The organism is Shewanella litorisediminis (genome assembly GCF_016834455.1).
GTDB lineage: Bacteria > Pseudomonadota > Gammaproteobacteria > Enterobacterales > Shewanellaceae > Shewanella > Shewanella litorisediminis.
Genome location: NZ_CP069213.1, coordinates 1,167,770 through 1,179,680, shown reverse-complemented (window position 1 = coordinate 1,179,680; position 11,911 = coordinate 1,167,770). Strand labels below are relative to the sequence as shown.

Sequence of the window (11,911 nt, the reverse complement as noted above, 5' to 3'; positions counted from 1 at the left end):
TGACAAGTCTATGACTCTGATGTGACACTTAGATGACATGACCCATTTTTTTCGAAAAAAGCTAAAACACAATATTTATCAAAAAGAAAAGACAGGCCTAAGCCTGCCTTTATCAGTCAAGAATGCGCTTATGGGCCCTTTTGGGGCTCAAGAAGATGTGACGGGATCACAAAGCCAAAGATACTGCCCTTACCCAGCTGGCTGCTGACATACAGCTCAGTGTGGTGATGGGCCAAGGCATGCTTCACTATCGCCAGTCCCAAACCACTGCCTCCCGTCGCCCGTGAACGGGCGCTGTCGACCCGGTAAAAGCGTTCGGTCAGGCGGCCGATATGCTGTGGCGCTATGCCCTCGCCTGTGTCTTCCACCTGAAAGCGGCCACCGGTGGCAATCTGGCGCCAACTGACTTTAATGATCCCACCGGGCGGCGTATAGCGAATGGCATTGGACACCAGATTACTGCAGGCGCTTCTTAGCAGCACCTCATTACCATGGGCATTCAGCCCGGACTGAATATCAAACTGCAAGGTGTATTCGCCCTGCGCCAGGGCTTCAGCCTCGTCTTTAATGGCAGCCATCAAAAGCGCCATGTTGACGGTTTTTTCCAGATCCACATCGGCGGCATCTTCAATACGCGACAGGGTGAGCAGCTGCTCCACCATGGACTGCATACGCCGTGTCTGCTGCTGCATCAGTGCCAGCGGCTTGGCGTTCATGTCGTCCGGCTCCGTCATCCCCTGCATCATTTCCAGATACCCCTGCAGTACCGTCAGTGGGGTCTTGAGTTCATGGGAAACGTTGGCAACAAACTCTTTGCGCATGCCTTCCAGCTGACGGATACGGGTGATATCACGGGCAATGAGCAGCATTTGCCTGTCGCCATATTTCATCAGTCTCAGTTCAAGCAGGCGTTTGTCAGAAACCGGCGAAGGCAGCTCCAGCGGCTCATTGAAATCGTGGGTTTTCAGGTAGGCCGAAAAATCCGGATGACGAATAAGGTTATCTATTCGCTGGCCATTGTCCTGTGGCCAAACCAGCCCCAGCATCAGCTGAGCGAGCTTGTTACACCAGAGGATATTTTTATCAGAATCCAGTACCACAGCCGCATCGGGCAGCGCCTCAGCCCCCTGACGGAAACGGCCCAGCAAACCGGCGAGCTGTGACACCCGGCGGCGATTTTTTCCCTGGAGGCGGTAGATACCATTGAAAATACCTTCCCAACTGCCGCTGCCCTGTGGCGGTGTCAGACGTCTGTCATGCCACAGCCAGTGGGTAAGCCTGCCGATTTGGCGATAGTGCCAAAACAGCAGCACCACACAACCGGCCAACAGCGTCAGACTAAGCTCACCAATGAGCAAACCGAGAGCCAGGGTGACAAGCAGGTAAATCATCAGCCTGGAGGCCAGGCGATACCCTGAATAGGAGTCAAACATAGCTATATCCAGCTGAGGGTAGTGTCTGGGGGCACAAGATAACCTATCCGGCTAACTGTGCCTATCCCGAACTAAACCCGAGTGGAAAAACGGTATCCTGCACCGCGGACGGTTTGAATAAGGCGGTCGTGCCCCGAAGGCTCAACGGCCTTGCGCAAACGGCGAATGTGCACGTCTACGGTTCTGTCTTCCACATACACATTGGTACCCCAGACATTGTCCAGCAGCTGTTCACGGCTGTAGACACGCTCTGGGTGAGTCATAAAGAAGTGCAGCAGACGAAACTCGGTGGGGCCCATGTCCAGCACAGTGTCACCGGCTGTGACGCGATGGCTGACAGGATCCAGGGTCAATCCCTGTACGTCGATGGTTTCTTCAAGGCGGGTTGGCGCAGCGCGGCGCAATACAGCCTTGATGCGGGCCACCAGCTCCTTGGGTGAGAAGGGCTTGGTGATATAGTCGTCGGCACCCACTTCCAGGCCCTTGACCTTGTCTTCTTCCTCACCTCGTGCGGTGAGCATGATGACAGGGATCTGGCGGGTAAACTCGTCCTGCTTGAGGCGTTTGGCGAGCTGGATACCACTGCCCCCCGGAAACATCCAGTCCAACAGGATAAGGTCCGGATAGGGTTCCTGAAGCTGTCCCAATGCCGAATCAAAATCTTCGGCAACCGAGGTCGTGAAACCGTGTTGTTCCATCACGAATGTCAGCATCTCGCGGATGGCCAACTCATCTTCAACAATCAAAATCCTTGCAGTCATAAGCGGTTTTCTATCAGTGAATGTCCACGATGGCCATTATTGGTCAGTTTTGTGACAAATTTATGATCGCCGGGGTAAATGATGACATATTTCAGCAGAAATTGTCATAATCAGACGAATTAACTAGCTGTTTATAAAAATGAAAAAAGGAGGCCAAGCCTCCTTTTTTACTGTTTCAAAGTCCGATTAGAACTTGTGTTCGATACCCACACCGATGTAGTTGTCGGTGTCATCGGCAGACTCCATGTCACGGCTGGTGTAGAAGGCAAATACCTTGGTTGGCTTGCCCAGCTTGTAGTCAGCACCGATAGACCAGGAGTCACCTTTATCTTCCATGTCCTGGAACTGACCTTTCAGGGTCACATCAGCGATGTTGTAAGCGGCGCTCACCAGGTAACCTGTCTTGCTGTCACCGTCAACAGACTTCTCTTCCTGCTGGTACATACCACCCAATACCAGGCCAGCCAGCTTGGCTTGAACAGTGGCACGCAGGATGTCGTAACCTTTTACTTCGCTGTCATAGGCCACAGAAGCGTAAAAAGCAGTTTTCTTCAGGCTGGCATCACCGTACATGGCGGCCAGAGAGAAACCGTCTTCACCGGCCTGAGACTTGGCACCTTCAGCGGCGTAGGTAGCACCCACTTTGAAACCACCGAACTCCGGTGACAGGTAAGTCACAGTCTGCTCGATACGGTTTTCACCTTTGAACAGGCTCTTAAGGTCGCCTGACAGGTCGTTGAACTGGTCAACTTTACCCTGGGCGATTTTCAGCATGGTGTCGTTACGACCCACAGACAGCGCACCGAAATTACCTTTCAGACCCACAAACTGGTTACGGGCCAGGAAGTTTTCCTTGGCATCATTGCCGGTATCCACTTCATACTCGATGGTGTAGAAGGCTTCGAGCGAAGAGCTCAGTTCGAAAGCACCTTTAACACCCAGACGAGAGGCGTTGCTCTGTACCACAGTTTCGGAATCACCGGCTTCGTCGTTAGACTGCACTGTTACGTTCAGTTTGCCGTAAACAGTTACAGGTTCAGCCGCTTGGGCAGAAGCCAAAGAAGCAGCGGTCAGCGCGGAAACAAGCAGAGTTTTGTTAAAAGCGTTCATCATTTAATCCTTTGCGACGTTCAGTGCGTCTGGTTATTGGTTTGGAACGAGCGCAAGTTTGCAATCTGAGTGTTTCAGTTTTATTTCAGTTTTTGCTCAAGTGGTTACATCTCCAGCAAACGCGTTACAGGCAAGGTTGACAATCTTTATTTTTCAAAAACTTAACTACAAAACATCTTTTAATGACACTTTTGTGAATTTGCTTTACTGCCATCTGACTGTCATCTCGATTTCCGGTTTACCCGCCACGGGCGATGGCTTACACTCGGGCTTTCGTTTCGTGGCCGAGTGCAATTATGTGGTTTAAAAATCTCACCCTGTATCGTTTTAACAAGCCAATCAACATCGACGCCGAGTCGCTGGAAAAGGCCCTGGCAGACTTTACCTTCAGCCCTTGCTCCAGCCAGGACGTGAGTAAGTTCGGGTTTTCAAAAGCGCTTGGTAAACACGGCAGCGCTTTGGTGCACAGCGCCAACAACCGTCATCTGATCTGTGCCACCAAAGAAGAAAAGATTCTGCCCGGTCAGGTCATCAAAGAAGCCCTGGAAGAAAAAGTGGGGCAGCTTGAGGATGAAGAAAACCGCAAGCTGACCAAGAAAGAAAAAGATGCATTAAAAGACGAAATCACCACCAGCTTGCTGCCACGGGCGTTTTCCCGTCGCAGTCAAATCCATGCGCTGATTTTGCCTGAAATCGACATGATCCTGGTGGACAGCTCCAGTGCCACCAAGGCTGAAGAGCTGCTGGCGTTGCTGCGTAAGGCCATGGGCTCGCTGCCAGTGATCCCTGTGTCGTTCAACGTACCGGTTGAGCACACCATGACCGAGTGGCTCAAGGCCGGTGAAGCTACTGCGCCCTTTATCATGCAGGATGAGGCAGAGCTTAAATCGGCTGCCGAAGAAGGTGGCATTGTGCGCTTCAAGCAGCAGGTGTTAACCGAAGATGAGGTGCTGGCTCACCTGGAAACCGGTAAAGAAGTCCACAAGTTGGCACTGCATTTCGGCCAGTCCATCGCCCTCTTGCTGCAATCCGATGCCAGCCTCAAGCGTCTTAAGTTCTCAGAGGAGTTCCGCGCCGGCAATGACGACCTGGGCAACGATGACCCCATGGCCCGTCTCGATGCCGATTTCGCCCTCATGGGCAGCGAGCTGGTCGCACTGATGCATGCGCTGGTTGAGGCATTGGGCGGCCTGCCCAAAGACGAGTAATTCCGCACTCTCAAAACAGGGCGCCATGGCGCCCTGTTTTTTTATCCGCCCTCCCCTTAACCCAAGACAAAATAGAGAGTCATGCTGGTCGGCAAGGCTACAGGTAATAGGAGCACCTTTCTGCTGGGCTTTATGCGCTGAGGTTTTTACTCTTCTTTTGCCCGGCAAATACGCGCCGATGAGGCGTTACCCAGAACGCGCCGGGTATGACCTTTGCCATGTTGTCGGTCTGCGCCATACTCTTTGTGCTGATGTGGGCGCGCCTTGGATGGCTGGTGCTCTCTTAGCTCAAATCCATGGTGAGTATCGATTTATCGTAAGAAGCATCATTGATTATTTTTACGAAGTTCACAGGGGATTTGGGGCTGGAACAAAGGTTGAAATCACTTGCAACTATGCTAAAAACAAGGATATTAACCTTTTCCTGTTATACAAATAGCCTCGAAGGCACAGGTTGAGACTGCATGTCCAAACTTTCAAGGGATGAATATCCAACGGACCTCGCCCATTGGCGTCAGATTATCTTCCGTCGCCTGTTCGGTGCCATGGCCATCATTTGTGTTCCTGTTTATATCACCAGCGTGTATCTGTGTGTGAAACAGGGTCTGTGGTCCATGGTCGTGGTAGACACCCTCGCGTACCTGACACTGATTGCACTGCTGCTGTTTCCCGAACTGGAAGATAAGCAGCGTTATCTGATGGGCAGCCTGCTTTGTTACGGGATAGGGGTCGCCTTTATCTGGTCCATTGGCCCCACAGGTGCGGGCTTTTTTTGGCTATTTATGTTCCCGCTGATTGGGACCCTGCTGCTTGGGCGACGAATCGGCATTTATTGTCTGATGTTAACCGCCCTCACACTGACCGCCATGGGTCTGGGTTTTACGGCCGGGTGGCTACCCTGGCCAGAATTGCCCGACTACAGTCTGGAAATATATCTGGTGGTGGTGCTTAACTTTTTGACTATCAACGTGATGTTATGCCTGGCCACAGGATTTCTTACCGACAAACTATCTGATTCCCTTGAGCGGACCCATGCATCGCGCCGGGCAACAGTACTTGGCCTGGCACGGCTTTCCGGCTTCAAGGATTCAGACTCGGCCAGGCATCTGAATCGTATCGCCAGAGCCAGTGAGCTGTTAACCCAGGCACTGCTGAGATCGCCCCATCGACCAGACGAATTAACCCCGGAATTCGCGGAGAATATTGGCCTCAGCGCCACCTTGCATGACATAGGCATGATAGGGGTGGCCGACAGCCTGCAAAGCAAGCAGCTCACCATGACACCGGCCATGGAAACCGAACGCTATAAACACACGCTTATCGGTGACCGATTGCTTGGGGAGCTGTTGCGTGAAGCCCCTGACTGCGTGCTGCTTGCGATGGCAAGAGACATAGCAGCCTACCACCATGAGCGTTGGGATGGAGAAGGTTTCCCCGGTAAACTCAAGGGTAAATCCATTCCCCTTGCAGCCCGGGTCGTCGCACTGATAGATACGGTGGATGACTTACTCTGCCATCCTGACCCCAGATTCAGAATGACCTATGAACAGGCTCTCACCCACATTAAAGGACTCAAGGGCAGTATTCTCGACCCGCTGCTGGTTGACACGTTTCTGACCGAACCGGCGATGCGCGAAATATGGCACTGACAAACTGATGTACAGGCAAACCCCAAGGCTCAGTCAGCCAGGATCCAGATAGAGTCATCCGAGCCTTTAAGCTGTTGTGAAACGCCTTCGATACGGCTTAAAGAAATTTGCTCCCATTTCAGGAGCAGGGCGGCGATCTCACCATCCTGGGCCGCACCGCGAATGGCATCATCGAAGGCCCTGACCCTGGCTTCATCAAAGGTGAAGCGGCTGAACATCAAGTGGATGTCGCTTTCAGTGAGCCTAAGGGGATGGCGAAACAGATGGACTTTCTCTTGCTGGCTGGCAATAAAGGGCAACGCCAGTGCATCACCAATGGCAAGCTCAGCACGGCCCCGTGACAGCATTTGAACACTCTTTAGCAGATCAGGGCTTTCAACCAGCTGATTGCGCATCGCCAGACTGCGTTTTGAACTCTCATAGGCTTCACCGTACCACCCCGCCTGGGGCACCAGCAGCTTGAGGTCACTGTCGAGCACCTGCTGCCAGCTGACAAGCGGTGAAACGGCGCCATTATCTATGCTGAAAAGCCCTACTTGCTCCAATCGATAAGGCACGGAAAAGTGGGCATATTCCTCCCGCTCGACCGTCTTACTGGCACCCATCATAATATCCACCTTCCCCAGGTGCATCAGTTGATGGGAGCGGCGGGCCGGCATTTTATCAAATTCCAGCATGCAACCGGCGCGGCGGGCAAAGGCCTTCAAGAGATCAATATCCAGCCCCAGAGGCTCACCGCCTTCATCGGACCAGGAATAAGGAGGCCAATCGTTATAGGCCACGTGCAGTGGCGTTTGGCAAGTCTGTGCCAGGGCCGACAGCGGGGGCCAGGAAAACAGCAACAGCAACAGTCCGACTCTCACTGCCTGCATACTTGCCCCCTCACTGTGACCATGGCTATGACTGCGGCTCAGTCAGCCAACTGGGATTGAAGCAGCTCAAACCTTACTTGCTGCTGCGCGGTTAACTCATAATCCCGTGCAATAAACGCCTCGATTAATTGCAGGGTTTGTTGCCTGCCTCCCCCGGCGAGCGTGTCCTCCAAAGAGGCAAGCAGCAGATCTATATCGTCTGTATCCGCCAGACCGTCCGGTCTCAATGCCAGCGGCTCCATTACTGATTTCATCGCCGATGATTTGAGTATGGCAGTTGTTTCCGCTTGCGCCGCAGCGGTTGCGTCCGTGGTCGTTGGCGAAGCAGAAAACACTTCAGGCGCTGAGCTCACGCCAGTGCGGGCGTTGGCATTCATCTCAGTTCTGACCATACCCTCTTCTGCCACTGGCACCATCAGCATATCCGCCTCAGGCAACACGGTATCGGTATTGAAAAATACCTGCTGCGGATTCGTCAGAACCAGGCCCACCAACAGCAGCAGGGAAGCGGCACTGGAGATGGCATAAGGGAAACGTCTAATCCCACGACGGACTGCAATCTCAGGTTTGGGGCTGGCAAGATGCGCGCTGGCCAGCGCCAGAATTTCCGCATCCAGGGCTTCGGGCGGCTCTTCATTGGCACCCTCACGATAAAGGACATCCAGCGTCTGCTTGAGTTCCGTTTCCACCAGTTGGCTATCTTTCATCGCTATCCTCCCCCAATCGCTTGGCAATGCAGGTTTTGAGGCTCTGATAGGCGTAACGAATACGGCTTTTGGTCGCTTCCAAGGACACAGAGGCAATTTCACTTATCATCAGCGCAGTAAACCCCATTTCACTGGAGAGCAAAAAAGCTTCTTTTTGCACCTGTGGCAAGAGGCCTACACAGTGTTTCAGGGCCTGTACCCTGAGTTCATGCTCATGGTTTCGCACTGGAGTCTGGGTGTCTGCGAGCACCATTCCGTCTTCATCCAGTGAATCAGCGTCGTTCAGAGGTTTAACGGCGCGCACATGGTCGATAAGCAGGTTATGGGCGATACGGTATAACCAGGTGGTAAACTTGGCGCTGATTTCATAGGCGGGCGCAGCCTTAATCACCCTTCCCCAGGTTTCCTGATAGAGATCTTCGGCCAATTGGCTGTCACCAATCTGGCGTAAAAAATAGCGGTACAACCCGCCCTTGTGTCGACGATAGAGGGTCTCGAAGGCCTGAATGTCCCCGGCGGCATAACGCTGCATCAGCAGTTCGTCATCCTCTGACCCCACCAATGAAATGGATTGAGTTGCTGTCATGATTGCCCTGATGGTTGAGATTAACCAGCGGTGCTCACCCTGTATTTCCCAACCTTGATTGCACCTGTATTCAGTGTGCACAGCCACCGCTGCAAAGTCCATATTCCGTCCCCATCTGACCCTATATCCCTATAAACGGAGAAAAAAGCCAAAAGGGTCAGGGCTTGCAAAAATTTGCCAAAGCTCACACATTGGTGTCTGAGCGCTCACTAAAATACCCAGCTTTGGCCGCCCATGCGGCAGGACTCCAGCATGCCACATCGCCATCACCTGACTTCGCTTATTCCGGCATTTGCCCTGCGCCAGAGTCTGCTGGGAGAACGCTATTCCCGTGCCGATTTATTGGCTGATTTACTCGCTGGTATCACAGTGGGTGTTATTGCGATTCCTCTTGCCATGGCGCTCGCCATCGCCAGTGGTGTCGCCCCCCAATATGGTCTCTACACGGCCATTGTCGCCGGTATCATCATCGCCATCAGTGGCGGCTCAAAGCTGTCCGTATCAGGGCCGACCGCCGCCTTTGTGGTGCTGCTCGCCCCCATTTCTGCCCAGTATGGTCTCGGTGGCTTACTGCTGGCGACCGTGATGTCCGGCGTCATCTTATTGCTGATGTCCCTGATGCGCCTTGGCAGGCTTATTCAATACATCCCCGAGCCTGTGACACTCGGTTTTACCGGCGGCATTGCCATTGTCATCGCTATGTTGCAGATAAAGGATATTTTTGCCCTGCCCATTGCGACGCTTCCCGAGGATTTCTGGCACAAGCTCACCACCCTGACCCAAGCCATGCCCCAATCCCAGTGGCCCAGTATTCTGGTCGCTGCTATCACACTGTCGGTATTGGTGTTCTGGCCCAGATTCACCCAAAAAATGCCGCCACACCTGCCTGCCATACTGGCGGGCACACTCTGCGCCCTGGCGCTTGCCGGCTTTGGATTCGACGTAGAGACCATAGGCTCCCGTTTCTCCTTTACCCTGAATGATGGCACCCTGGTGGCGGGGTTCCCTTCGGTACTGCCATCCTTTCTATTGCCATGGGAAATGCCGGGAATGGGGGGAGAGCCGCTGACGCTCAACTGGCAACTCATCCAGAATCTGCTGCCTGCTGCCATGGCCATCGCCATGCTGGGCGCCATTGAATCCTTGCTCTGCGCCGTGGTGGTGGATGGCATGACAGGTAATCGCCACAGCGCCAACAGCGAGCTCTTTGGCCAGGGGCTTGGCAACCTTATTGCGCCCTTTTTCGGTGCCATACCGGCAACCGCCGCCATTGCACGCAGCGCCGCCAACGTGCGCGCCGGCGCCAAAAGTCCCTTGGCTGCGGTGTTCCATGCAGTCACTGTGCTGCTGGCGCTGGTATTATTGGCCCCCATATTGGCATACATCCCCATGGCAACCATGGCCGCCTTGCTGTTAGTGGTGGCCTGGCACATGAGCGAGGCCAAAAAGAGTCTTCACCTTATCCGCAGAGCCCATGTGTCGGATGTGGCTGTGCTGCTGACCTGCCTGATGCTCACGGTTGCCTTCGATATGGTGATTGCCATCGGCGTTGGCATAGTGTTGGCGTCGTTGCTGCTGATGGGACAGCTTGCGGCGTCTACCCGTCTGGTCGCGCTGGAAAGCAGCGGTAATACTGATAGCCCCAGTGTTGAAGCCTTCCGTATCGATGGCCCGCTGTTTTTTGCCGCCGCCGATAACCTCTTCAGTGAACTGATGCACCGACAGAATGGCGCGCCCATCCTGGTGCTCGACTGGCAGAATGTGTCGCTTTTGGACGCGGGAGGCGTCAGTGCGCTCGAGCGAACCGTAGCCTGGGCGCAAAAGCAGGGGCATGAAATCCGCATCGTCTCAGTGCCTTTTCAGGCGCTGAGAACCCTGGTCAAGGCCGGAGTCCAGGAGAAACCCGGCGTACTCTCCTTCTACCCGGACATGTCGACCGCCTTGAAGGATACTGTCAGCAATACGGTTTAACACCTTGATAGTTTTAAGGTTTGGGTCTTGTCAAAATGCATGACCCAAACTGAACTTCCCTGTAATATGTGCCGCCTTACGCCAAATCTCCTTTCGAATACAAGGACAAGACAAGGAAGCACCATGGAAGAGTCCACAATTTCCCGCGCACGCAAAGCCGTCTCCCCCAAAGGTATTTTAATCACCCTCGGTGCCATAGGTGCCCTGGCCGTACTGAAAAGCTCGATATTGATGACGGATGCCGGTTACACCTATGTGCATCAAAACAACATCACCGGGGCACTGGATGTGTTTACCGAGCCGGGTATCCATGTGCGTATGCCGTTTTTGTCCAAGATAACCCGTTACGATCAGGTGATTACCGTTTCTTTTGGCAACAATCAGGGCGAGGCCTTTTATCAGCGCCTGCCGTCGCTGCAGGTGCGCTTTGCCGACACCTACACGGGTCAGGTACCGGCCACGTTCCGTTTTAAGTTGTCACACGCCCCCGAGCAAATTATCCAGATGCACAGGGAGTTTCGCTCCAACGACAACCTGATTGAAACCATGCTGATTAAAAACGCCCGCAACGTGACTGTGATAACCGCCACCCAGTACACGGGTGAAGAGTTTTTCCAGGGTGGGTTAAACCAGTTCAAGGCCCAGCTGGCGGATCAGCTCAGCAACGGGATCTACACCACAGAGCGCCGTCAGGTAGAAGTGGAACAGGTCGATTTGGTGCCCGTCGGCTTCGACCAGGACGATTCGAACAAGCTTCAGTCCACCAAGCAGCTGGTGTGGAAAACCATTCCCGTCACCGATAAGAGCGGCCAGCCAATACGTCAGGACAATCCACTGAGCCAGTATGGAGTGACCGTTACCCAGGTGACCATTGGCGACCCATCACCTGAAGATCAACTGGATAAATTGCTGACAGACAAAAAGAAACTGGTGGCCGAGCGCATCCGTACCATTCAGGAGCAGGAAACCTCCAAAGCCCAGGCCAAGACAGAGCAGCTGCGTAAAGAAATCCAGCGTACCCGCGAAGTGCAGGATGCCCAGCGCGCCAAGGAGCTGGCGGTAATCTCCGAGCAAAAGGAAGTGGAAATTGCCCGCCAGATTGCCGAGCGTGAGCTGGTGGAAGAGCGCAAGAAGAAAGAAATTGCCGCACTGTCCAAGGCCAAAGAGCTGGAAATGGCGCAGGCCAACCTGGAAATTCAAAAAGCCAACGCGGCCGCAGCCTCCTTTGAAGCCAGGGCTATCCGGGAAACGGGTATCGCCGAAGCCGAAGTTCTGGCGGCCAAATACAAGGCCCTGGGTACCTACGAGAAAATTTATACCGCCGAGATGAATCGCGATGTGGCCAAGGTGCTGTATCAGAATCTGCCCAAGTTCAAGGTGGAAATGCCGCAAAACTACATCGGTGGCAATGGGGGCATGACCTCGAATCTGGATGTGATAACGGGTTTCTCCGCATTGGGGCTGATGGAAAAAAGTCAGGCCCCTGGCAATAACGCCAAGCAATAACCCAAGACTCCTATACCGGGCCATCCGCCCAGAGCCAAACAGAAAGCAGCGCCGTCAGGCGCTGTTTTTTTTCATTTCTCTTTGGCATGCTTGGGACCCCCTACGAAA

At 53.7% G+C, this 11,911-nt stretch carries 10 protein-coding genes; 4 read left to right on the top strand and 6 right to left on the bottom strand.

What is annotated here, in order from left to right; all coding sequences use genetic code 11:
- Positions 1-128: 128 nt before the first annotated feature.
- From phoR to JQC75_RS05210, 3 genes are all read right to left on the bottom strand, one after another.
- Positions 129-1,433, bottom strand: a complete 1,305-nt coding sequence (phoR, locus tag JQC75_RS05220; protein WP_203326398.1) for a phosphate regulon sensor histidine kinase PhoR — start codon at positions 1,431-1,433, stop codon at positions 129-131.
- A gap of 71 nt (positions 1,434-1,504) precedes the next feature.
- Positions 1,505-2,194 (bottom strand): phosphate regulon transcriptional regulator PhoB, encoded by a 690-nt coding sequence (gene phoB / locus JQC75_RS05215; RefSeq protein WP_011759190.1) that lies wholly within the window; start codon positions 2,192-2,194, stop codon positions 1,505-1,507.
- A gap of 186 nt (positions 2,195-2,380) precedes the next feature.
- On the bottom strand, positions 2,381-3,307 hold the full coding sequence (locus tag JQC75_RS05210) for a porin (RefSeq protein WP_203326397.1): 927 nt from the start codon (positions 3,305-3,307) through the stop codon (positions 2,381-2,383).
- A 293-nt stretch (positions 3,308-3,600) separates the two neighbouring features.
- Here JQC75_RS05210 and rdgC point away from each other — a divergent pair, with 293 nt between their 5' ends.
- Together rdgC and JQC75_RS05200 are read left to right on the top strand one after the other, a co-directional pair.
- Positions 3,601-4,512 carry a recombination-associated protein RdgC gene (rdgC, locus tag JQC75_RS05205; protein ID WP_203326396.1) on the top strand — a complete coding sequence of 304 codons (912 nt, stop codon included), beginning with the start codon at positions 3,601-3,603 and terminating at the stop codon, positions 4,510-4,512.
- Between the two features lie 464 nt (positions 4,513-4,976).
- Positions 4,977-6,161, top strand: a complete 1,185-nt coding sequence (locus JQC75_RS05200; protein WP_203326395.1) for an HD-GYP domain-containing protein — start codon at positions 4,977-4,979, stop codon at positions 6,159-6,161.
- A 29-nt stretch (positions 6,162-6,190) separates the two neighbouring features.
- Here JQC75_RS05200 and JQC75_RS05195 read toward each other — a convergent pair whose 3' ends face one another.
- The 3 genes from JQC75_RS05195 to JQC75_RS05185 are packed head-to-tail and all read right to left on the bottom strand — an operon-like array spanning position 6,191 to position 8,326.
- Positions 6,191-7,033 carry a substrate-binding periplasmic protein gene (locus tag JQC75_RS05195; protein WP_203326394.1) on the bottom strand — a complete coding sequence of 281 codons (843 nt, stop codon included), beginning with the start codon at positions 7,031-7,033 and terminating at the stop codon, positions 6,191-6,193.
- Between the two features lie 38 nt (positions 7,034-7,071).
- Positions 7,072-7,740, bottom strand: coding sequence for a hypothetical protein (locus JQC75_RS05190; protein ID WP_203326393.1), 669 nt, complete (start codon positions 7,738-7,740; stop codon positions 7,072-7,074).
- Positions 7,730-8,326 carry a sigma-70 family RNA polymerase sigma factor gene (locus JQC75_RS05185; RefSeq protein WP_203326392.1) on the bottom strand — a complete coding sequence of 199 codons (597 nt, stop codon included), beginning with the start codon at positions 8,324-8,326 and terminating at the stop codon, positions 7,730-7,732. Before JQC75_RS05185 ends, JQC75_RS05190 begins: the two co-directional genes overlap by 11 nt.
- A gap of 252 nt (positions 8,327-8,578) precedes the next feature.
- On the opposite strand from JQC75_RS05185, the gene dauA reads away from it, so the two are divergent.
- Positions 8,579-10,297 carry a C4-dicarboxylic acid transporter DauA gene (gene dauA / locus JQC75_RS05180; RefSeq protein ID WP_203326391.1) on the top strand — a complete coding sequence of 573 codons (1,719 nt, stop codon included), beginning with the start codon at positions 8,579-8,581 and terminating at the stop codon, positions 10,295-10,297.
- 123 nt (positions 10,298-10,420) lie between these two features.
- Entirely contained in the window at positions 10,421-11,803 is a 1,383-nt protein-coding gene (locus JQC75_RS05175; protein ID WP_203326390.1) for an SPFH domain-containing protein, read from the top strand.
- The last annotated feature ends 108 nt before the right edge of the window (positions 11,804-11,911 follow it).

What these genes read in the sequence shown, in the direction of transcription:
- phoR (WP_203326398.1), bottom strand. Translation starts at nt 1,433, where the DNA reads ATGTTTGACTCCTATTCAGGGTATCGCCTGGCCTCCAGGCTGATGATT.
- phoB (WP_011759190.1), bottom strand. Translation starts at nt 2,194, where the DNA reads ATGACTGCAAGGATTTTGATTGTTGAAGATGAGTTGGCCATCCGCGAG.
- JQC75_RS05210 (WP_203326397.1), bottom strand. Translation starts at nt 3,307, where the DNA reads ATGATGAACGCTTTTAACAAAACTCTGCTTGTTTCCGCGCTGACCGCT.
- rdgC (WP_203326396.1), top strand. Translation starts at nt 3,601, where the DNA reads ATGTGGTTTAAAAATCTCACCCTGTATCGTTTTAACAAGCCAATCAAC.
- JQC75_RS05200 (WP_203326395.1), top strand. Translation starts at nt 4,977, where the DNA reads ATGTCCAAACTTTCAAGGGATGAATATCCAACGGACCTCGCCCATTGG.
- JQC75_RS05195 (WP_203326394.1), bottom strand. Translation starts at nt 7,033, where the DNA reads ATGCAGGCAGTGAGAGTCGGACTGTTGCTGTTGCTGTTTTCCTGGCCC.
- JQC75_RS05190 (WP_203326393.1), bottom strand. Translation starts at nt 7,740, where the DNA reads ATGAAAGATAGCCAACTGGTGGAAACGGAACTCAAGCAGACGCTGGAT.
- JQC75_RS05185 (WP_203326392.1), bottom strand. Translation starts at nt 8,326, where the DNA reads ATGACAGCAACTCAATCCATTTCATTGGTGGGGTCAGAGGATGACGAA.
- dauA (WP_203326391.1), top strand. Translation starts at nt 8,579, where the DNA reads ATGCCACATCGCCATCACCTGACTTCGCTTATTCCGGCATTTGCCCTG.
- JQC75_RS05175 (WP_203326390.1), top strand. Translation starts at nt 10,421, where the DNA reads ATGGAAGAGTCCACAATTTCCCGCGCACGCAAAGCCGTCTCCCCCAAA.